A 20,675-nucleotide genomic window follows, 5' to 3' on the forward strand; every position below is an offset into this window, starting at 1 on the left:
TACCCCTTCTCTGTGTGAATGACCTAATGAATGTCTCGAAACTCAACCCGGAGCAACGTAAAGCCGTCCTTCAGACCGATGGTCCCCTCCTCCTCCTTGCAGGTGCCGGCTCCGGCAAGACCCGGGTTATTACCATGCGCATTGCCTATTTGCTCCGCGAAAAAAAAATCGGTCCGGAACATATCCTGGCGGTGACCTTTACCAACAAAGCTTCTCGCGAGATGTTGCAACGGGTCATCGGTCTGGTCGGCCGAGAACACTGCGGCGGCATCGCCATCTCCACTTTTCACGCACTCGGCATGCGAATTCTTCGCAGCGGCATCGAGCGACTCGGTTACAAAAAAAACTTTTCTATCTATACCGGCGCTGATCAGGAGCGTTTGCTACGCGATTTGATTCGCGCGACCGATAGCAAGGGGGCATCCTTGGTCAGCCAGGTTCTCTGGTGTATTTCCAGCGCTAAAAACCGACTCATCGCCCCCCGCAACTTCAAGCCCCGTCACCACGATCCGGCCAGCGCCCTGGCGGCGCGCATCTACCCCCTTTACCAAAGATCATTGCGTGCCTGCAATGCTGTCGACTTTGATGATATCCTCATGCTCAGCGCCCAGCTTCTGGTGGAGCACACCGACCTGTTGAGTCTCTGGCGGAAGCAATTTCTTTATGTCATGGTCGATGAATATCAAGATACCAATTTTGCCCAGTACCAACTCCTGCGCCTCCTTTGTGATGAACATCGCAACCTTTGTGTTGTCGGCGACGACGATCAGTCGATCTACGGCTGGCGAGGCGCTGCGCCGGAGAATATTCTTGACTTTGAACGGGATTATAAGGGTGCCCGGGTGATCAAGCTCGAGCAAAATTATCGTTCTACTTGCAATATTCTGGCCGCGGCAAATGCCGTAATCAGTCATAACCCTCGGCCCCACCCTAAAAAATTGTGGAGCGCAGCCGGCGCCGGCGTCGGCGTTGAACTGCTCAGCTGTCATGATGACGAAGAGGAAGCGAAATTAATTGTCCAACGGATCATGACCCGACGGGCTGAAAGTAAAGATCCTCTTTCCGCCTTTGCCATCCTTTATCGCACAAATGCCCAGTCGCGTCCTTTTGAAGAGCAATTGCGCTACGAAAATATTCCTTATGTTCTCATCGGAGGCCAGCAGTTTTTTGACCGCAAAGAAGTCAAGGATGCTCTCGCCTACCTGCGGGTTATTGCCAATCCGCAGGATGAAGTCAATCTCCTGAGAATTCTCAATTACCCTAAACGGGGGATCGGCGAAAGCAGCGCGCATGCCCTGATCGAGACTTCGGCGCGTCTGCATAAGCCTATCTGGGAGATTTTACGCCATCCTCAGGCCCTGAGCGATCTGGGAGAGAAGCCTCTGGCGGCCATGCATAATTTTACGGCATTGATCGTCAACTTTCGCCACCGTTTTCGCTCGGCGGGAAATGCTGCCAACACTTTCCGTGAGCTGATTCGGACGATTGGCATGGAAGAGGATATCTGGCGGTCAGCTGAAAATGTTGAACAGGGGAAACGCCGCCTGGAAAATCTTGCCGAGGCTGTCAATGCCTTTGCTGCCTATGAAAGCCGTGAGAGCCAGCCAACGCTTGCAGGCTTCCTAGAAAAGGTCTCTCTCCTCGACGCCGACGAACCGAACCGGGAGGAGAAGGAAAATAAGCTTCGTCGTGACGCTGTGGTCTTAATGAGTTTGCATGCCAGCAAGGGGCTTGAGTTTCCTCATGTCTTTCTTGCCGGGCTTGAAGAGGAGACTATCCCGCATTGCACCGCAGACGGAGAAGCTGCCGATCTAGCCGAAGAGCGCCGCTTGCTATATGTCGGTATCACCCGCGCGCAAAAGACCCTGACATTACTGCATGCCCGTCACCGGAAAAAGTATGGAAAATTGCGCCCCAGGCAGCCGAGCCGTTTTCTGGCCGAAATTCCGGAGGAACTGCTTCTCCGCTCTCCCGCTGCTGCGCCGCTGCAATCGGAAGCAGAGAAAGATCAAGTTGCAAACGTTTTCTTCTCTAAGCTCAAAGCGCTCCTTGATGAATAATTTTTTATTTCGTTTCAAGATGGTGCAAGAATTTTAACCAGCCCGGAAAATTATTTTTTCTTGACAGTTTTGTTCTCTCTGTCATATTTTGTGCCAGCTTTAATAAACTCATACGGAGGACATTATGAAAAAAATGCTTACCATTGCTCTGCTGCTCGCCTTTACGGCGGGGACTGCCATTGCAGCAGACACCGTCGTCATGACAGCCAAAAACGGCAACGTAACCTTCAATCACAAAGCCCACTCGGAGTCGATGGATTGCAAGATTTGCCACGGCGATGCTAAACCCGGAAAGATTGAGTTGGATAAAGATGCCGCTCATGCTTTGTGTAAAGATTGTCACACCAAAAAAGCCGCCGGGCCCACCAAGTGCGGCGAATGCCACAAAAAGTAAAAAACAAAGATATAACGAAAAGGAAAGGCCCCTGTTTCGGCAGGGGCCTTTCCTTTTCTTAAATAAAGAGCCGCCCCTTAAGAGGCGGCTCTTTATTTAAGCGGTTGTGTCATAGGTTGAAGTAAATACTATTTCACGTTGAGCAGTTCGACATCAAAGATCAGCGTCGAATTCGGACCGATCTGAGCTCCGGCCCCCCGTTCGCCATAGGCAAGATTTGCCGGGATAAAGAGCTGCCACTTCGCACCCTCTTCCATTAATTGCAGAGCTTCCGTCCAACCGGGGATCACGCCGCCCACCGGGAAGCTCACTGGTTCACCGCGCTTGTAGGAACTGTCAAATTCGGTCCCATCAATCAAGGTGCCTTGGTAGTGCACTGTAACACTGTCATTTGGGCCAGGTTTCTTCCCTGTCCCCTTCTTCTCGACTTTGTACTGCAAGCCGCTCGGCAGGGTGATAACCCCCTCTTTTTTGCTGTTTTCCGCAAGGAAGGCTTCGCCGTCTTTCAAATTCTTGATGGCGCCCTCTTTGGCTTTGGCTTCCTGCTTTGCAACGAGTTCCTGCTGGAAATCTGTAATCACCTTCCGGACTTCTTCTTCTGTCATCAGCGTCTTGCCGCCAGCAGTGACATCCTTGATCGCCCGTGCCATGACGTCCGGATCGATTTCAATCCCTTGAGCTTTAAAGTCTGTGCCGAGGGACATACCGATCCCATAGCTGACCTTTGCTTTTTGATCGTTGAGCTCAATCTTTTTTTCTCCCGCACCGCACCCTGCCGCCATCAATACGATACCGGCAGCCAGTGACACTCCTGAAATAAGCCCCTTCATATTGCCTCCTGTTAAATATTTTTACGAAAACATTTATACGCTATTTCCATAGCTGTCAACCGATTTTCCAGACTGGATCTGGCATTCTTCAGGATCACTTTTTTTGAAGGAGGTTAAAGTGTGTCCAGGCAGAGTTGCAGTTGTAATAAAAAGAGGGCGATTATGGGAAAGGAGAAGCGATGAACGGTTAGCGTTTCAGTCGCTGCACCAGATTTTCGGCGAGTTGGCGGTTCGCGCCAGTGAGAAAGCGATTCTGAAAGATGGCATCATCACCAAAGATTACGAAATTCCCTTTCCCTACTTCGCCAAGAGCGATTATTCCGAAGGCTTGCCTGGCGTCCTGCGCAGAGTAGTTGCGATCCTTATTAAGGTCGATCCAGGATTTTTCGCCACTGCTGGCAACGATCCGTGCGAATTTCCCTTCGGTCAACAGGGCCCAGCAGCCGTAGACGGCAAAGTGATCGATTCCGGTAAAGATCGGTTCATGGTCCAAACGTGTGACATGGAAATTGAGCGCTTCGCCATCGATCTGTGCTTGCTCCTCTTCACGAATGACTCCGTTCGAATGGACAACATCAAAGCGGGCCAGTAGCCTGGAGTTGATAGGCGCTACGTGGAGCATGATGGACAGACGCCCGCCCTTTTCGACAAAGGTAAAAAGAGCATCAATCTCCTCCGGGGAAAAAGGGGCAAAGGGGCCGGAGATAACCACGGCATCGACTTCGGCAAGTAGGGCCGGAGTCAGGAGTTCTTTGGCGCTGCGAATTGTGAAACCCTGACCGGCGAAGATTTTGCCGAGCTCAGTCAGGGCAAGCGGACCCTCCTGCAGAGGGAGAAATTTCTCGCCATGCGCTTCATCGAAGAGAACAACAGGTCTTTTGTCCGCGGCAGCGGCGGAGCAGGTGATAGCGATCAAGAGAAGGGTGGCCAGGAAAAGCCGCTGAAAAACAGTCATGAGTAGCTCCTTATTTATTACTTATTAAGTCTTTTATCATGCGCTTCTTCAACAGTCTAGAGAAATCTTTATTATGCCCCGTTCGATTTTTTTTGGTGAAACAAAGCTTTTTCTGCTTTGAGCAGGATTTATTCTTGACTTGAATTGTGTGTTTATTTGATATTGAGTTTTACTCCACTTAGAGGTATTTCCCATGAAGCTGACAACTAAAACCCGTTACGGCGTTCGCGCCCTCTTTGATATGGCCTTTCACGCCGGCACCCTGCCGGTGCAGGTCAAGGATATCTCCCGGCGCCAGGATATCTCCCCCCGTTACCTTGAACAGATATTTCAAGTGCTTAAAAAAGCAGGACTTCTCCACAGCAAGCGCGGGCCGCAAGGGGGGTATTCTCTGGCGCGCCTGCCGGCCGAGATCTCCCTTCTCGATATTATTATTGCGACCGAAGGGAGAATCGCTCTCCTCGATTGCTCCGAGGAGGGGGAGGGGAGGAAGAAGAAGGGAGAGTCGACTCCCTGTGAGCGGATGGAACATTGTGTCACGCAGTCTCTTTGGGCCGAGGCCGGCCAACATCTGGAGACTTACTTTGCGTCGGTCACGCTCAAGGATCTCTGTGACAAAGCGCGAGCCCTTGGTATTGAGCGGGAGCTTGATCACCGCTTCATGTATTTTATCTAGGCCATAAAAGAAGTTGATTTTGACAATCCCGCTTGCCCGGAGCTAACATCTTTGCTGCCCGGCAGGTGGCAAAACGCCTCGGCCCCGGCAAAAATGTCGTGACGGTCCTCTGTAATACGGTGAGCATTATCTTTCCACCGGCATCTACGATTGAAAAGCGCTACTACCCTTCCGCCCGAAAATGTACTGTCCCCATAACGAGACGCCTTCATGCCCGACTTTCGCTGGCAAACCTTTGTCCTGATCATCAGTCTCCTCCTCTGCTCCGTTCTCGGCGCTGCCGCGGCTGAGGTCCGCGGCCGGGTCAGCTGGATCTATGATGGTGATACGATCAAGGTCGACGGGGTCGGCAAGGTACGCTTGCTCGGCATCGATACCCCGGAAAGGAAGGCCTCGGAGCGCGACAAAAGCTTCCGGCGCGCCGGAATTGCTCCCAAACAACTGAGGCGCGGGGCGAAACAAGCAACAGACTTTCTGATCCGCACCGCCAAGGGACAGGTCGTTACTCTGACTTTTGACCGGGAGAGGAGGGATCACTATGGTCGTACTCTTGCTTATGTCACGCTCACTGACGGTCGACTGCTCAACCGCGAACTTCTCCGCGAAGGCTTGGCCTGTGTTTATCGTCGTTTCGATTTTCGCATGAAAGACGATTTTATCCGGGTGGAAGCTGCAGCACGGGCCGGCGGTCATGGCCTTTGGTCTCAAGAATAAAATGTTTCTTTATGGGTCATGAACAGGTCAGCAGGGAGGCAAAGGGATGGAAGGGATACGTTACCGCATCGTCTATCGCGGCGAGGTCGGGCTTGGATTTGATTATGAAGAGATCAGGGAAAGCCTCGTTCGTCTTACCAGGTGGGACGCCAGAAAGGTAGAGCAGCTCCTCGCCAGCAGCGACTGTATCATCAAAAGCGATCTCGATGCCGCCACCGCCGAGCGTATGCTCAAGGCCCTGAATAACAGCGGAATTATCTGTCATAAAGAGCTGATTACTGTGACCTCTCCGGCGGGCGCTTTCGCCGCTGCCATGGCACCGATCGCGATTGTCGGTCAAGAGGCCAGCAGCGCTGCTAAAGAGTCGGACAGCAAGTGCCCCAAATGTGGTTTTCTCCGTGAGGGAAACTTAAGCTGCCCAACGTGCGGTCTTGTCTTTGCCAAGTACGCGCAACTACGCACGGCAGCAGAACAGCCGCCGGTTGTTGCCCCCCGGGCTGTCACCTCGCAGGCGGCGGCGTTGCAGCGCCGTTCCATGCGTCGTGACGACCCTCTTGCGCGCCTCGAACAAAGTCACTCCCTCGGCTATTATCTGGGCAAGCTCCTTCTGGTCTTTGTCGGTGCGCAGTTACTGCGCACCCTCTACGCTGCTGATCTTACCCTCCTCATCGTGTTTCTTCTGCCTCTTGGCTTTGTCCTTTATCTTGGCGTTTTAGGGGCAGTGACAGAACGACCCCTTGGCGAGGTTTTTTCTGAACACCTTTCGCTGCTGCCTCTTCCATCCTTTGACCATGAACGCAGCACTGCGGCGTTGCCCTTTGCCACCTACGGACTACTTTTCCTTCATGCCCTTCTTTATCTGGTCTGGCAACTACGCACCCCCGTAGAAATTCTGGAGAAATACTGGTTCTTCCCGCCCCTTGACGGCAGCGGTTTCAACCTTTTTCTCAGCGCCTTTGCCTCCCTCTTTTTGCATAGCAGCGGCTTTGCTTTTCTCATTGGGCTCTTTTTTTTGTGGATCATCGGTGCCACTCTGGAAATGCGTATCGGCAGCGGCCTTTTGGTCGGGACCTATCTCCTTGCCGGCCTCCTCGTCGCCGGGATCGGCGTTGCCGTGCAGCAGCTCCTTCCCGGCACGACTCTGCCAATTCTCGGGGTCGGCGGTGCGCTTGCCGGGCTCCTTGGCGTCTTTGCCCTTTGCAGCCGTCGGCGCACGATGACTTTTCCACTGCCCTTCTTCGGCCTCGAGGCACTTATTGCCGGAAACTCCTGTCAAGTGCGCTGGAGCTCCCTTCTTATCGCCGGTCTCTTCGTCCTTGCCGATGTGGGTGCTCCGGTCGCCGCAATCAGTACCGGTCGCGGCACTCTTGGTCCGGTGATTCTTTTCAGTGGTTTTCTCGTCGGTTTGCTGGGTGCTAATGTGCTTGGACTTGGTGATAAAGCCGGGGATGAGGAGGACGAACCGGTCCCGGGAAGCCAGCTCTTTACGGCCAACGCAACGACATTGCGACAGCGTCTCGCCGCCAATCCCGATAATCCAGATATTCTGCTTCAGTTAGCGCGGGTTGTTACCGCGGAGAAGCTCACGGATGAAGGCCGAGAGCTCTACCGTCGTGCCATTATCGGCCGACTTTCCAGTAAACCGAGAGAGGCCGCGGAGGTCTATCGCGAATTCAATCTGCGTCATCAGGAAGTCTTTGAAGCGAAATTGACCCTGCGTCTGGCCAACATCTATCTCCGCCAAGGGGACACAGCGATGGCGGCGAGCGTCTTCTCCTCGGTGTGTGATGATGAGCGGGCAACAGCTCAGGAGCTGGAAAAAGCTCTTTATCAATATTGCGTGACGATTGCCAAGCTTGGTCAACTCGACGAAGCGCAGATGACACTGCAGCGGCTCGCTGAAACCTTCCCCGCATCGTCCCTGCTGCCGAAGTTGCGGGAGGTGGTTTACGACGCGGCGCAACCGGAGCCGGAGGGAGCTGGAAGTTAGCTCGAAGCTGCGCAGGCGCCTGCGTCTTTTCAGTTTTTGCCCATTGAGATGCCTTCCCCTCTAAAATTTTTTAGGTTAAACTGCTTTCATCGTGTAGGCATGGAGGATCTATGGTGTGGAAGAAGTGGGGCATGAGCAGGATTGGCTCTGGCTTGATCCTGGGCTTGGCATTGGTCTGTATCTGTGGTTGTCAGCGTGAAGAGCCATTAAAAGTCAAATTGAGCGAGCGTACCGTGGTCACTGACAGCAGTCCCGGGACAGAGACGCAGAAGCCCTTGACCGTCAGTGTCGGTTCGATGATCACCCCCCAGGCCGGCTACGGCTACTATCGTCAGTTGATCGACTACCTGTCCGGTTGTCTGGGGCGAAAGATCGATTCGATCGATCCTGGCAACTACGCCGAGACCAACCGCCTCCTGCAAACCGGCGAAGCCGATTTTGCCTTTGTCTGCGGCGGCCCCTATGTCAGTGGTCACGAGCGCTTCGGACTTGAACTTTTGGTCGCGCCGGTCGTTAACGGGAAAACGGTCTACTACTCCTACCTGATCGTGCCGGCGGAGAGCACGACCCGTCATCTCTCCGATTTGCGCGGCAAAAGCTTCGTCTTTACCGATCCCCAGTCGAACTCCGGCAAGCTGGTGCCGACTGCGATGCTGGCCCGTCTCGGCCAGACCCCGGAGCAATTTTTCAGTTCGATCACCTATACCTACGGACACGACCGATCCATTCAAGCGGTGGCGGATAACATTGTCGACGGTGCTGCCGTCGATAGTCTGATCTGGGAATATATTGCCGTCACCCAGCCCGCCTTGACCGCCAAGACCCGGATTATCGAACGGAGCGAGCCCTTCGGCATTCCGCCGGTGGTGACTTCGCCGCACCTCTCCCCGGAATTGCGCAAGGTGTTGCAGCAAGCCTTGCTGACTATTCACGAAGATCCGCACGGGCTCAAGATTCTCAAAGGGATGAATATTGAACGCTTCGTCCTGATCGACGACAGCGCCTACGACGGTATCCGGCGACTGGAAGGCGAATCCGGTCCTCTCCCGACTCCGACGGCAACCAAATGAGGCTGCAACTCAAAATTATTCTCGCCCTTGGCGTCCTCCTGACGCTCGCCGCTACGGCCAGCATTCTGTACATTAAGCTGCACTTTGCCGATCAGTTGCGCGGTGAACTGGAAAAGCGAGGAGTCTCCATCGCGCGCAATCTTGCGCAACATTCTACCGCCAATCTCCTGGCTCGCGATCGGCTCGCTCTGAAGATGATGGCCGTGGCCCAATCTAAGAGCGAAGCCGATATCGTCTACATTTTTTTTGTCGATTCACGCGGATCGACGGTGCTTGCCCATACCTTCGGCGATAGTTTTCCTGATTCACTGCTGGCAGTTAACCCGATTCCCCTCGGGCAGGAATACAGCATCCGTTATCTGGAAGCGGAGGAGGGACCGCTTTACGATATCGCTATGCAGGTTGAAATGGGAGGTTTGGGACAAGTCCGGGTGGGCCTTTCAGTTGCACCGATCAGCGCTTCCGTGAATCAGCTCAGCGGTGGAATTCTCCTGGTGATCGTACTCTTTGGCATGGTCGCATTGCTGTTGAGTTTGCCAATGACGGCAGGGATTACGCGTCCGGTTAAAAGTTTGATGATTGCAGCCGAGGCGGTGGCAAGAGGAGACTTTGAGCGGCAGGTGCCGATAGCTTCCCGTGATGAAATCGGTCAATTGGGAGAATCCTTTAACCGCATGGTCGATCGTCTCAAGGCGTCACATCACGAATTGCGGGAGCGCAATAGCGAATTGGCCGGGGAGGTCTCGCGCCGCCGGGACGCCGAGTCGAAGCTTGCGGAGCAATTGAGTCTGCTCTCCATCCTGCTGGATGAAATTCCCCTTCCGGTCTTCTTCAAGGACGCTGGCGGTATCTACCGCGGATGTAATCGGGCCTTCGAAACATTTGTCGGTATCACCCGCAATGAACTATGTGGTCAGACCGCCGCGACCTTGTTTTCTCCCGAAGAGGCCGCCGTTCACAATAAAGCGGATCGGAATCTTTTTGATCACCCCGGCAGTTGCCGCTACGAATATACTTTCACCAACCGCCAGGGAGTGCGTCGCGAGGTCATCTTTCAGAAGGCCACTTACAATATGACTTCCGGGAAACTGTCAGGAATGGTCGGCATCCTGGTCGACGTGAGCAGTGAGAGGGAGGTCGACCGTCTGCGCAACGACTTTGTTTCGACGATGGCGCACGAATTTCAGACCCCCTTGACCGCCATTCTCGGCTTTTGCGAATTGTTGCTAGGGAGCGAGGATCTTCCCATTGACGATCAGCAAAACTATCTCAATATCATCAGCGAACGGGCCGAGTACCTCTCGCGTCTGGTTGACCGTTCTCTCGATGTCAACCGCATTGACAGAGGCAGCCCCATACCCCTCAATCCCCAACTCTGCTATTCGGATCAATTGCTGCGCCAGATTTTGCAGAGCTATACGGGCAAAGGCAGCGACTATCGCTTTGAACTCCATCTGCCACCGCAGCCACCGCCAATACTGGCAGACGAGGTAAGATTGACCCAGGTTATAGAAAACTTGCTCAGTAATGCCCTCAAGTATTCACCCCGGGGGACACTGATTCGTATGGCGGGGAGCGTTAAGGGCGGGTACTTCATTGTGACGGTCACAGACCAGGGACCGGGATTGACGGATCACCAACGTGCGCAAATCTTCGACAAATTCTACCGGGTTGACAGTTCCAACCATGCGCCATCTGGCACCGGGCTAGGATTGTACATCTCGCGGGCGATTGTCGAAGCCCATGGTGGGAAGCTCGAAGTCGAAGCCGCCCCTGAAGGGGGGAGTTGTTTCATTGTGTCCCTCCCTCTTGCCCCTGCCCGGCATTGAAATTTGCCACATATCGACGTGGTGATCTGACAGATGAAAATATTACAGCAGGCGCGACCGCCAGCCGCCGTCACTTTTTAGTCACTTGAACAAAAATAGGTTAGCGAAAAATCGCTAACCTATTGAAATTTGGTGGAGCTGAGCGGGATCGAACCGCTGGCCTATGCATTGCGAATTCTTAAATCTGTCCATTTCATATCGTTTCATCTCGCACCAACCCCCCTGTAAGTTTTAAATAAAAATGGTTACATTTCAATGCTTTTGCCTTATTATGTGAGGAATAGAAGTTCATCTCTTTCCATCTGTTTTCATCTTAAACCGGCATAGCAGAGCATATACTTCAGCATATACTTCGGCAGAAAAAGGAGTTAGGTGTATGGCCTTCACCGATCCATATGTAAGAACCCTCAAGACGACAAAGCGGATTGAAGACTTTCGAGAGAAAACGGGCGACGGTTTTGGAATCCGCTGCTATGCCACCGGCACAAAGGTCTTTTTCTTTGCCTATCACTTCGACAGCAAGCCACGATATTTGAACTTAGGGAAATATCCCGCATGTTCGCTTGCCGATGCTCGAAAAAAGCATAGGGAGGCGCAGGGGAAACTGGATAAAGGGATTGATCCTCTGGCTGAAAAGGAACAGGCGGAAGCTGACCGTAAAAAGACCCCGACCGTTGCTGAGTTAATCGAAGAATACATGACCAAGCACGCTAAGCCCCATAAGAAGGACTGGAAAAAAGACGAATGCTGCCTCAAAAATGATGTCCTGCCCGCTTGGGGGAATCGTAAGGCTTCAGACATCAAGAAACGGGATGTCATCCTTCTTTTGGAAAGTATTTTAGAGCGGGGCGCGCCCATCCAGTCGAACAGCGTGCTGGCTGTCACTCGCAAGATGTTTAACTTTGCCATAGAAAGAGATATTTTGGAGTACAGCCCTTTTGTTGGGGTCAAACCTCTCGGCCCCAAGGTAGTTCGTAAGCGCTATCTTGCAGAAGACGAGATAAAAACATTATGGGGAAATCTTGCTGTAGCTGGTATGACCGATGAGCTTAGGCGGGCATTGAAATTGATATTGGTAACGGCGCAGAGGCCGGGAGAAGTCATAGGGATGCATCGGCGTGAGGTTAACGGGCACTGGTGGTCGATCCCAGCGGAGCGCGCCAAGAATAATCGTGAGCATCTTGTTTACCTCACGGACAGGGCTATCGAATTAATTGGTGACAAAGACGGCTTTATTTTTGAGTCTCCTCGCGGGGGTAAGCCGATTGATGTTAATGCGCTTGCTAATGCGGTAAGACAGAACTGCCCGACAGATTGTTGCTTTGATCTCAGTTGTTGCCAGAATGAAGAGTGCAAGAAGGTCGGTCGCGAGTGTGCTGAGAAGAATAGGCTGGGAATTGTTTTCTTCCGACCGCATGATCTGCGGCGCACGGCGAATACCCACATGGCTCGGATGAAGGTTCCCCTGGAACACCGCGAGGCGATTTTGAATCATGCGATGGGGACGCTGGATGGGACCTACAATCTTCATGATTATCAGGATGAGAAGAGGCGAGGTCTTGAAAGATTAGGGCGGGAACTTGGAAAAATAATCAGCGGCAAGGAGTCGGGGGAAGTGTTTTCCACCGCGGCCAGTTAAACCTCGCGACACATGTCGGTCAGTTTATAAATTATTTATTGTTTTGTCAAAAAATTCTTGATTTTTATTTTCCTATTAGTTATTGTTGCTCAACTTCGTTTCATAGTGCGCCAAGACTCGGCGGCGGACAGGACTTGAGCGGTTCAAGACCTCATCCAAAGAAGTAGCCGGTCATTCTCTCAAAAAACTGAATACCACGTGAAAGCGGTTCGTCCTTGGCAGGGCGATTTGGGATCATGCAAATAGAACTGGCTACCCTGAGAAATCGGGGTAGCCTTTTTGCGTTTCAGGCCGCAAAGGAGATTATGATGAGTGAGAAAAAGAAAAAGGATGTGGAGATTGTATTGGTGAGTGGAGAGCAATTTTTCACAAAGCGTCAGGTAATTGCAATCACGTCACGGAGTGCTACTAGCCTGCACAGAGACGTAAAAGCACAACGATTTCCTGCGCCTAAGAGCCTGGGCCCACTTCGTATTGGCTGGTTGAAAAGCGATATTAACGAATGGTTAAACAGCCGTCCTTTGGTTTCAACTAAAAAATAATTAAACGGCTATAGATGAGAGATTGCAGGGGGTGCCAGTGAAATGATTATTTGATATAATCATTTCACAATCGATTAAAACATAGCCATATAACATGGCTCAGAACTTTAGGACTTGGTATTACGCGAACCATCGCGGCCAAGTCCTATTTTTTTTTGTCCAGAAAGAAAGGTGAGCAATGAAGAAAATCCTTGAAGAGTGGGAAGAGATTAAAGCCGAGACGGTTGCTGACCTGACCACCAGACTCAAGCCGAACATATCGGAACTCTGCCCGCCAGTGATCCTCGCCCTCGATACTCTCCGCCTCCCACAGGCAGGAATAGCTGCCGTCCTTAAAACGAAGCAGCCGAGGATTTCATTGTTCAGGCAGGGAAAACGGCAAATGACAATAACCGAACAAGAGCGTCTTTGTGACCTTGTTGATGCAATGATTGAAAAAAACGAGCTGGATTTTTCTGCTGCGTTGAAAGCAATTGTGGAACCGGTCGAGTCGGGGGAGATCGCAGGTTGGAAAGAGTGTGTGCGGATCCAAATTGATTATGCCCGTGTTATGAACACCATACAAAGAGCTATCATAAAAAAAAGGAAAGGGTGAAATTATGATGAACATGAATGAGGCTAGCGTGCAGGCTAGCCAGATTCAGGAAGATGAATTTTTCGACGAGACTGTTCCCCACGAGTTCCTAAACTATAAAAAATATATCACAAACCACCCTGAAACTCACGAGATATTGGCTTCTTTCCCTGATCGAAAAGAAGCAGAGAACGAAATTTATGGAAGAATTGAAGAAGAAACTTATAACCCACTTTTGGCGTGTAGCCTTACCACTCAGATTGGCAAGCGACACCCCAGCTGTAAGCCGGCCCGAGATAAATATGCTGTGATCAGGTGGGAAGAGCGGAGTCAAATCAAAGAACAGCGCAAGATTAACCGTGTGAGCGGGGGCAAGGTGGACATACTTGATGACCGTTTGGAAGATGCATATGAAGATTGTCGTCAAGCATTAATATCAGGAAATCGCAACGCCCTTAACTCTTCATTGGTAAAGCTCCAAAGTTCGATTCGACAATACTGGAGCGATTACACCAAGCTTGCCAGAAAATATATTTCTGCTGACTGGAGTCCACCAGAAAATAAAATAACTTTAACCGATTTGCAGAATCGGCCTTTATTGGATTTCGTACTCTCGATTGATGAACTTGTAAATTTGGATTTGCCGGAGCGCGAAAGCATCATTGCCCCTTTTCTCCCAGCACAGTCCTTATCAATGGTATTTGCGCCCCGTGGTCTTGGTAAAAGTTGGTTTTGTATGCAACTCGCTCTAGCCGTGGCTGATGGCCGTAAGTTCTTTGCGTGGGATGTCCCAGCGGCTCGTCGCGTCCTATACATTGACGGAGAGATGCCGCAAAAAACACTCGTGGATCGATTCAGGTCGTTGAGCCATGGCTTGCCAAGCATCCTTGACGTCTTGTCTTCTGAACGTTTGTGGATAGATGATCGGGGACTGAATTTGAATCTGGTCGAAGATCAAGCCCGAGTAAGCGAGCTTTTGGAACAGATGGACTCTGTAGGTCGCCAGCCTGAGTTGATAATTATTGATAACCTGTCCAGTATGACTTCGGGCGGCGATGAAAATAGTAATAGTGAACTAGACAATCTTTTGCAGTTTTTGGTTCGTTTGCGCCATAAAGGATTTGCGATTTTACTTGTTCATCATTCAGGTAAAGGCGGAGATCAGCGCGGAGCATCACGGCGAGAGGATTTACTTGACACCTCGATCAAGTTGAATGCGGTTAAGAACGGAGAGGTATTGAAGGGGGCAAAATTTGAAGTCGAGTTCGTCAAGGTGCGGGGTGAGCGACCGAATCCCGATAAATTAGAGGCTGAGCTAATTACTGGTGAACATGGTTGTCTTGAATGGTCTATCGGCAAAAAAGTCACCCTGTCGCCGCAAGCAAATTTATTGATAGCAATTAGGGATATTTTACCAAAGAATCAAGGAGATCTGGCCATTCATCTTGCCGTTAGCCAAGCTGCCGTTAGCCAGCAAATTAAAAGGGGTCGTGAAAATGGACACATCACGTACGACAAAAAACCTACCTTGACGGATCAGGGTATGGCCTATTGTGAGAAGATTTCTCCGGCAGGGGATCAGTTTTAGCCTTATAATTTACTTTTTATAAGCCCTGATAGTCAGACTTATAAAATAACAAAAATATTATATAAATCGAATGGTTAAAACTATATAAGCCTTATATTTTACCTTGATAGAAAATATTATAAGGCTCGCAATCCTTAGGATTGCGATGCCTTATATTTGAGAACAAAAACCGAATAGCATCACCCAGAACTTTAGAATAGCAGTGCCCGATATTTTTATCAGGTGCTGCTTTTCTATTGATTCAGCAAGGAGGAAACAACCCATGGCGTTTGTGAAAGGAAAGTCAGGCAATCCCTCAGGAAGACCGGCCGGAGCCGGCAGAGTCGCCAAACTTCGAGCAATGCTCGAACCAGAAGCACCCGCGTTGATTCAGGCGGCGATCACGGCGGCCAAGGGTGGCGATATGATCGCGATGCGCCTATGTCTTGATCGCTGCGTACCGGTACTGAAGGCCGTCACTGAGGCTGCACCATTGTCGGTGGACTTAAGCGGAACCGCCGTCCAACAAAGTCAGGCAATATTGACGGCTGTTTCTGATGGAGTGTTGTCCATAGAGGAGGCCACCCAACTTCTCGCGGGAATCGCTTCAAGCATGAAAATTCTCGAAATTTCGGAAATGGAAAAACGACTTGAGGCGCTGGAAGAGGCCGCCGGTCAAGGAGGCAGGTAATGAATCGCTCAAGGTTGACTCGTCTGGAAGAGAAGATGACGCCCATCCCGCCTCGTCACTATCTTGACCCTACCACCGGCTGGCACGTCATCGGCGGAGGAAAAGGATCGGTCGGAGTGCTTTATGCGCCGCCGATTCTCAGTAAAGAGGAGTGGCTGGCCGCAGGAAATAAGATCGCGGAGGCTTCGGAGGATCAATTCTGACGCCTTTAATCACTCGCGGAGATAGAAACCCTAACCCCCAAAGGAGCTTGATCATGAAAAAGAATGTTTTATCAACAAACGGAGCGCAAAGCATGACGCCGAGTAACCAGCCCGACAAGGCCAACGATCTGACCGGAGCGCGGAAGGAGATCGAGAAGCGCAAGAAGGACAACGTCGCCAGCCTTGGAAATTCCAACGGCTCAACCGGTGGCAACATCACGAAAGGAGGAAACTGATGATTACCGCCGCCCTCAAAAAATATCATCCGTCTCTTGTATCAATGAATCATGACATTAATGCAGATCTTGCCGACTTTCATTCTGCCGTCCTCCTCGCCGTAAAGCAGTACGAGAAAGTCATCGAGGAAGCCGGAAAAGTATCTGACGACCTAAAGCCAGAGGTGAGAAGGAAGCGTCAACAAGAGATCGTCGCCAAAGCCTCTGATCAACTCCAATCAGAAGTTGATAAGGCTGCACAGCCGTACAAGGTTGCAACCGGCGAAATCCGGCAAGAGATCGAAAACGCTAGTCGCCCAGGTATTCATAAAACCGAGACAAGCGAACTGATCGCCCTTATGAAGGCACAAGAGATCCGGCGCGTGATGTCCAGCATGAGCACCGCTGAAGCGGGGCAGCTCTTACGAGCTTCCGTGGCTGTAGGTGATCCGACCATACTTCACGCTCTGGAAGGTTTCATTGTACCGCTCGTATCGGCTCCGGTTATGGAATTGGCGCAACAGACTTATAAGGAAACGGCCATGCCGGATCGGCTTCAAGCTCTGGCGTTGTCCGAGGAGTACGCCGGAAGCGTTGGCACAACGCAACGATTCGTTGAATCAGCTGCGCGGGCGATTGCTGAAAAAGCTGGTCTTGGTGAGGTCTACGCTGGGCGAGGAGAAGGGAAGAGAAGCGAAGTGTTAAATCTGAGTGATGCCGAAAAGGCCGAGTTTATTGGAGAGAACGGCCTTTCTCTCTTTAAAGAATTGATCAAATAGCGATGCTCGCCAGTGTGGCGGCCCTCCGATCACGGCGTTTATGAGTGAAGGACGTTCGTGATCGGAGTTTATTGTTTCACTATTTAATCAATCGGGAAATCAAGGCTGCATGTCGAGAGGGTTGGCTAACACCCTCTATCCAATCTACCAGAAATGCAGTGTCAGCACCCACCTTACGATAGGCTAACACCCCCCGCTCAATGGCCTCGTCACTGAGGTAAGTGGGGAGGAGCCCGTCATCCTCGATCATTTCGATATCTTTTCTAATGGCTCGATCTTCCAGTCCCATTTTATCAAAATCCGGCGAATCCCAAAATTTATTTGGCCCTTTCACTCCTATCATGGTGGCTTCACGCGTTTCATCATGGTGCCAAACACATAGACCATCATAAATTTCGTCACCAACTAAAACCACCACTTCGGTATCACCCCACTGAGCCAGATGGTTTACTAGGTCTCTGATCAATTCAGAAGTATTCATTTTCTTCCTCCTGTTCTATCTATCTTTTCAAATTATAAGGCATTTTATCAAAACAGGAACGCAATAACTGGTATATCCCCCAGAAGAGAAAAGCATTCTATACAATTACTTGCATCCAATATCGTCCGTTATTTTCGCAGCTCTCCCAATTGACATGATAACTACCTTTTAATTTGGCAACTTGATCCTTGCGACCGGTCGGCTTAAAGATTTCCCCTTCGATGGGGCGACCATCGCGGAAATGAGCATAGATCCCGTCAATTGAACCGCTTTGGTAAAAAAGGGGATGATTCACATGAATGACAAATATGCCACCGTCGAAACCGTTCTGTGTCAGTTGCTCCAAAAATTGCAAATCTTGGCAGGCCTTAAACATCTGCTCTGGGTGTTGCCCCTGACGAGGACATTTCAGTTCGATAGCGTAGTTTTTATCGGACTCAGGGTAACTGACAACAATATCGATTTCTTTTTTTACCAGACCACGAGCTTTCTTGAAAAAGTGGCAGGCGGGGCGTTCAAATTGAACTTTTGCACCGCATGGCAGATGTGATCTAAGCCAATATCCTAACTCATGCTGCAAAGCAGCTTCATTGTATGTTTTATGTTCCAGTTCCGGTGACTCTCGGAAGAAGGACTCAATACAAGTTATTATGTGTTCCAAAGCCGCCTCTTAATAGAGAAATTGGATAACTACGGCTTTGGATACCACTCTGATTTTGTATTGTCAATCAACGATAATTCAATTTTGGTTACATAGAGATATGCAACCCATAGTTGTAATCTTCCGGCAAGGATGGTGCGCTATGGCTGACATGTTAACCTCTTTTGAACTTGGTCTGAAAATCAAGCAACGGCGTCACCTTGCGGGACTTTCTCAGGAGAAATTGGCCGAGATAGTGGGAGTCACTTTCCAGCAGATTCAAAAATATGAGAACGGGCAGACAACGCTCAATGTTCTTAAGCTCCAGCGGATAGCTCGCGCCCTCAATTATCCTGTCAAAGATTTTTTCGAGGATCATCCTGACGATAGCCCTCGGCTTACTGTTCAAGAAAGTGAGTTGTTGCAGGCGTTCAGAAAAATCAAAAATATGGAGTTGCGAGGGGCAGTTCTTTCTGTTGTCAGCAACATCAACAGAAAAGTTAGATAATTAATTCGATCGTCAAAAGTTCAGGATATAGGTGGCTTACGGTTTTTTCCGTGGGCCATTTTTTATAGCTTCTGGCGTTTACCTGGGTTCCTTCTGTTTCATTCGGATTTATAATTCCCTTGAAGTTTAAGTCTACGCAAAAGGACGGATATGAACGTGGAGAAATTTATCAGCTATTGCAGGGTGTCGACAACGCGGCAGGGCGCAAGTGGTCTTGGGCTGGAGGCGCAGCAGAAGGCAATCTCTGACTACCTTCAAGCCGGAGAAAGGGAGTTGTTGGCGGAGTTTGTTGAGGTGGAGAGTGGCAAGAAAAATGATCGCCCCAAACTTTTAGAGGCTTTGTCTCGTTGCCGAAGCACTGGTGCGACCTTGATCATCGCCAAACTGGATCGCCTCGCCCGTAATGTTGCTTTCATCTCGCGATTAATGGATTCCGGTGTTAATTTTGTTGCCGTAGATTTCCCGCAGGCGAATCGTCTGACAGTACATATTTTAGCAGCCGTGGCCGAGTATGAAGGTAAGATGATCAGCGAACGGGTCAAGGTTGCTCTTGCTGCAGCAAAGGCGCGAGGCGTTAGGTTGGGAACGCCAGAGAATTTGACGCGAGCGGCACAGGTGAAAGGTGCAAAAGCGGGAACTCTTGCTAAGGTAATGCGGGCGGATGCTTTCGCTTTGGAATTGATTCCGATGATTGAAGGGTATCTACAGCAGGGATTGAATCTCTCTCAAATCGCCGCAAGCCTAAATTCTGCACATATCCTTAGCGCTAGAGGGCAGGCTGGTAAGTGGACTGCTCAGGCAATAAAAAATACCCTTGGGAGGACAGCATGAATAAAATATCAATAAAGAAGCACAGGATTGTCGCCGCACCGCTGACTGGTATCGGCTGGGTTGCCGTTCAGGTGTGGCATGATGACGCCGGCGAGTATAGGCATGTCGCTACATATAGAAGCAAGGATGAGGCGGTGTCTTTCATAGGCAGCAAAGACACATTAGAGTGACCCACCCACGATAAAATGGTATATTTTATTGTATCGTGAAACCCCTTAAAGTTAAAGGAAGTTTATTAATATGATTTTTAGCATTGAAAAAGCGATTGAACTTATAAAAAATAGCGGGGGCAAACAGACTGAGCATCCAGAATTCATGGCTATCGCTTCACATTGGCTTCAATCGCCGGAGTGTGTCCCTACTTGGGGGAATCATGAATTGAAAAACAAATGGTTAAATGTTTTATTGGCAGGGTTTTCCCTTCGGACCCAAGATGAGCTTATAAAATTAATATCCAATTCATATAGTTTTCCGTTCCCTCCATGTGAAAACCCCAAGTTTAGATTTATTGATTTATTTGCTGGAATTGGGGGGTTTCGAATATCTTTACAGGATTTGGGGGGAAAATGCGTTTTTACAAGTGAGTGGGACAAAAACGCAAAACAGACATATTTTTCTAATTATGGTGAGATGCCATTTGGTGACATTCGTCAATTTACAGACCCAATAACTATTACTGATGAAACATTAGACCAACTTATTCCCGATTTTGATATTTTAGCCGCTGGATTTCCTTGTCAGCCATTTAGTCTTGCGGGTGTATCAGCAAGGCAGTCGCTTGGAATTAACCATGGTTTTTCGTGTGAAACACAAGGGACCTTGTTTTTTGATATTGTCAGAATCGCAAAAGTGAAACAGCCCAAGATATTACTGTTGGAAAATGTCAAAAACCTGAAAAGTCATGACGGAGGGAATACATTTCAAACAATCAAAAAAACTATTGAGGATGATCTCGGTTACTCATTTTCGCATAAAATTATAAATGCTAATACGGTAGTACCTCAAAATCGACAACGCTGTTTCATGGTTTGTCTTAAAAATAGGGATACGGATTTTGTTTTTCCAACATTTGAGGGGGATCCATTACCCCTTGAGTCGATATTAGAAGAATCTCCCCCTGAAATTTATACAATTTCAGACAAACTCTGGGCAGGTCATATTTCTCGCACTAAACGCAATATGGATAGAGGCACAGGTTTTTCGGCCTTTGAGGCAGATTTGAAGAAGCCGTCAAATACAATTGTTGCGAGATATGGCAAGGATGGTAAGGAATGTTTAATCCCTCAGGATGGAAGAAATCCTCGTATGTTGACACCGAGGGAGTGTGCGCGCCTCCAAGGGTTTCCTGAAGAATTTCTAATCCCTCAAGGAAAAACAATGGCGTACAAGCAATTCGGTAACTCCGTACCTGTACCAGTAGTCAGAAAAATAGCTAAAGAAATACGCGACCGTTATCTTTCATAGCTACAATATATAGATTGTAAAAG

General features: G+C 49.9%; 23 protein-coding genes and 1 pseudogene. 20 read left to right on the plus strand and 4 right to left on the minus strand.

Annotated features, from left to right (window positions below):
- Nucleotides 1-26 precede the first annotated feature (26 nt).
- Complete coding sequence (locus CVU69_05005; GenBank protein ID PKN12724.1) at nt 27-2,060, plus strand: ATP-dependent DNA helicase Rep; 2,034 nt, start codon at nt 27-29, stop codon at nt 2,058-2,060.
- 124 nt (nt 2,061-2,184) lie between these two features.
- Complete coding sequence (locus CVU69_05010) at nt 2,185-2,454, plus strand: cytochrome C (protein ID PKN12725.1); 270 nt, start codon at nt 2,185-2,187, stop codon at nt 2,452-2,454.
- A 128-nt stretch (nt 2,455-2,582) separates the two neighbouring features.
- Here CVU69_05010 and CVU69_05015 read toward each other — a convergent pair whose 3' ends face one another.
- Both CVU69_05015 and CVU69_05020 read right to left on the minus strand, forming a co-directional pair.
- Nucleotides 2,583-3,284: a hypothetical protein gene (locus CVU69_05015; GenBank protein PKN12726.1), complete on the minus strand. Its 702-nt coding sequence runs from the start codon at nt 3,282-3,284 to the stop codon at nt 2,583-2,585.
- A gap of 187 nt (nt 3,285-3,471) precedes the next feature.
- On the minus strand, nt 3,472-4,239 hold the full coding sequence (locus CVU69_05020; GenBank protein PKN12727.1) for a DUF4350 domain-containing protein: 768 nt from the start codon (nt 4,237-4,239) through the stop codon (nt 3,472-3,474).
- A gap of 193 nt (nt 4,240-4,432) precedes the next feature.
- Between CVU69_05020 and CVU69_05025 the strand changes: the two genes are divergently transcribed.
- The 14 genes and pseudogenes from CVU69_05025 to CVU69_05090 all read left to right on the plus strand — a co-directional run bounded on the left by CVU69_05025 (nt 4,433) and on the right by CVU69_05090 (nt 16,728).
- A complete protein-coding gene (locus tag CVU69_05025) occupies nt 4,433-4,915 on the plus strand; it encodes an Rrf2 family transcriptional regulator (GenBank protein PKN12728.1) in 483 nt (160 codons plus the stop codon).
- 38 nt (nt 4,916-4,953) lie between these two features.
- A pseudogene (locus CVU69_05030) lies at nt 4,954-5,069 on the plus strand (cysteine synthase A).
- Between the two features lie 56 nt (nt 5,070-5,125).
- Complete coding sequence (locus CVU69_05035; protein ID PKN12729.1) at nt 5,126-5,629, plus strand: thermonuclease; 504 nt, start codon at nt 5,126-5,128, stop codon at nt 5,627-5,629.
- Nucleotides 5,630-5,675: 46 nt separating this feature from the next.
- Complete coding sequence (locus CVU69_05040) at nt 5,676-7,619, plus strand: hypothetical protein (protein PKN12730.1); 1,944 nt, start codon at nt 5,676-5,678, stop codon at nt 7,617-7,619.
- Between the two features lie 131 nt (nt 7,620-7,750).
- Nucleotides 7,751-8,689, plus strand: coding sequence for a phosphate/phosphite/phosphonate ABC transporter substrate-binding protein (locus CVU69_05045; protein ID PKN12902.1), 939 nt, complete (start codon nt 7,751-7,753; stop codon nt 8,687-8,689).
- Nucleotides 8,686-10,518 (plus strand): hypothetical protein, encoded by a 1,833-nt coding sequence (locus CVU69_05050; protein PKN12731.1) that lies wholly within the window; start codon nt 8,686-8,688, stop codon nt 10,516-10,518. Before CVU69_05045 ends, CVU69_05050 begins: the two co-directional genes overlap by 4 nt.
- 376 nt (nt 10,519-10,894) lie before the next feature.
- Nucleotides 10,895-12,157 (plus strand): integrase, encoded by a 1,263-nt coding sequence (locus tag CVU69_05055; protein PKN12732.1) that lies wholly within the window; start codon nt 10,895-10,897, stop codon nt 12,155-12,157.
- A gap of 308 nt (nt 12,158-12,465) precedes the next feature.
- Nucleotides 12,466-12,699, plus strand: coding sequence for an AlpA family transcriptional regulator (locus CVU69_05060; GenBank protein ID PKN12733.1), 234 nt, complete (start codon nt 12,466-12,468; stop codon nt 12,697-12,699).
- Between the two features lie 178 nt (nt 12,700-12,877).
- The gene (locus CVU69_05065) at nt 12,878-13,294 is read left to right on the plus strand and encodes a hypothetical protein (GenBank protein PKN12734.1); all 417 of its coding nucleotides are present in this window, start codon (nt 12,878-12,880) and stop codon (nt 13,292-13,294) included.
- Between the two features lie 4 nt (nt 13,295-13,298).
- Nucleotides 13,299-14,861, plus strand: a complete 1,563-nt coding sequence (locus CVU69_05070; protein PKN12735.1) for a hypothetical protein — start codon at nt 13,299-13,301, stop codon at nt 14,859-14,861.
- Nucleotides 14,862-15,123: 262 nt separating this feature from the next.
- Nucleotides 15,124-15,531: a hypothetical protein gene (locus CVU69_05075; GenBank protein ID PKN12736.1), complete on the plus strand. Its 408-nt coding sequence runs from the start codon at nt 15,124-15,126 to the stop codon at nt 15,529-15,531.
- Complete coding sequence (locus CVU69_05080) at nt 15,531-15,734, plus strand: hypothetical protein (GenBank protein ID PKN12737.1); 204 nt, start codon at nt 15,531-15,533, stop codon at nt 15,732-15,734. The genes CVU69_05075 and CVU69_05080 overlap by 1 nt, the downstream gene beginning before the upstream one ends.
- 53 nt (nt 15,735-15,787) lie before the next feature.
- Complete coding sequence (locus CVU69_05085) at nt 15,788-15,970, plus strand: hypothetical protein (protein ID PKN12738.1); 183 nt, start codon at nt 15,788-15,790, stop codon at nt 15,968-15,970.
- Entirely contained in the window at nt 15,970-16,728 is a 759-nt protein-coding gene (locus tag CVU69_05090) for a hypothetical protein (protein PKN12739.1), read from the plus strand. Before CVU69_05085 ends, CVU69_05090 begins: the two co-directional genes overlap by 1 nt.
- A gap of 79 nt (nt 16,729-16,807) precedes the next feature.
- Here CVU69_05090 and CVU69_05095 read toward each other — a convergent pair whose 3' ends face one another.
- Nucleotides 16,808-17,209, minus strand: a complete 402-nt coding sequence (locus CVU69_05095) for a hypothetical protein (protein PKN12740.1) — start codon at nt 17,207-17,209, stop codon at nt 16,808-16,810.
- A 97-nt stretch (nt 17,210-17,306) separates the two neighbouring features.
- Nucleotides 17,307-17,504 carry a hypothetical protein gene (locus tag CVU69_05100; GenBank protein ID PKN12741.1) on the minus strand — a complete coding sequence of 66 codons (198 nt, stop codon included), beginning with the start codon at nt 17,502-17,504 and terminating at the stop codon, nt 17,307-17,309.
- On the opposite strand from CVU69_05100, the gene CVU69_05105 reads away from it, so the two are divergent.
- From CVU69_05105 to CVU69_05120, 4 genes are all read left to right on the plus strand, one after another.
- Nucleotides 17,505-17,759 (plus strand): hypothetical protein, encoded by a 255-nt coding sequence (locus CVU69_05105; GenBank protein ID PKN12742.1) that lies wholly within the window; start codon nt 17,505-17,507, stop codon nt 17,757-17,759.
- Between the two features lie 253 nt (nt 17,760-18,012).
- Complete coding sequence (locus tag CVU69_05110) at nt 18,013-18,357, plus strand: XRE family transcriptional regulator (GenBank protein PKN12743.1); 345 nt, start codon at nt 18,013-18,015, stop codon at nt 18,355-18,357.
- A gap of 150 nt (nt 18,358-18,507) precedes the next feature.
- Nucleotides 18,508-19,188, plus strand: a complete 681-nt coding sequence (locus tag CVU69_05115; protein ID PKN12744.1) for a resolvase — start codon at nt 18,508-18,510, stop codon at nt 19,186-19,188.
- Nucleotides 19,189-19,428: 240 nt separating this feature from the next.
- Entirely contained in the window at nt 19,429-20,652 is a 1,224-nt protein-coding gene (locus CVU69_05120; protein PKN12745.1) for a DNA (cytosine-5-)-methyltransferase, read from the plus strand.
- Nucleotides 20,653-20,675 lie beyond the last annotated feature (23 nt).

This window comes from Deltaproteobacteria bacterium HGW-Deltaproteobacteria-4, from assembly GCA_002841765.1.
GTDB lineage: Bacteria > Desulfobacterota > Desulfuromonadia > Desulfuromonadales > UBA2197 > UBA2197.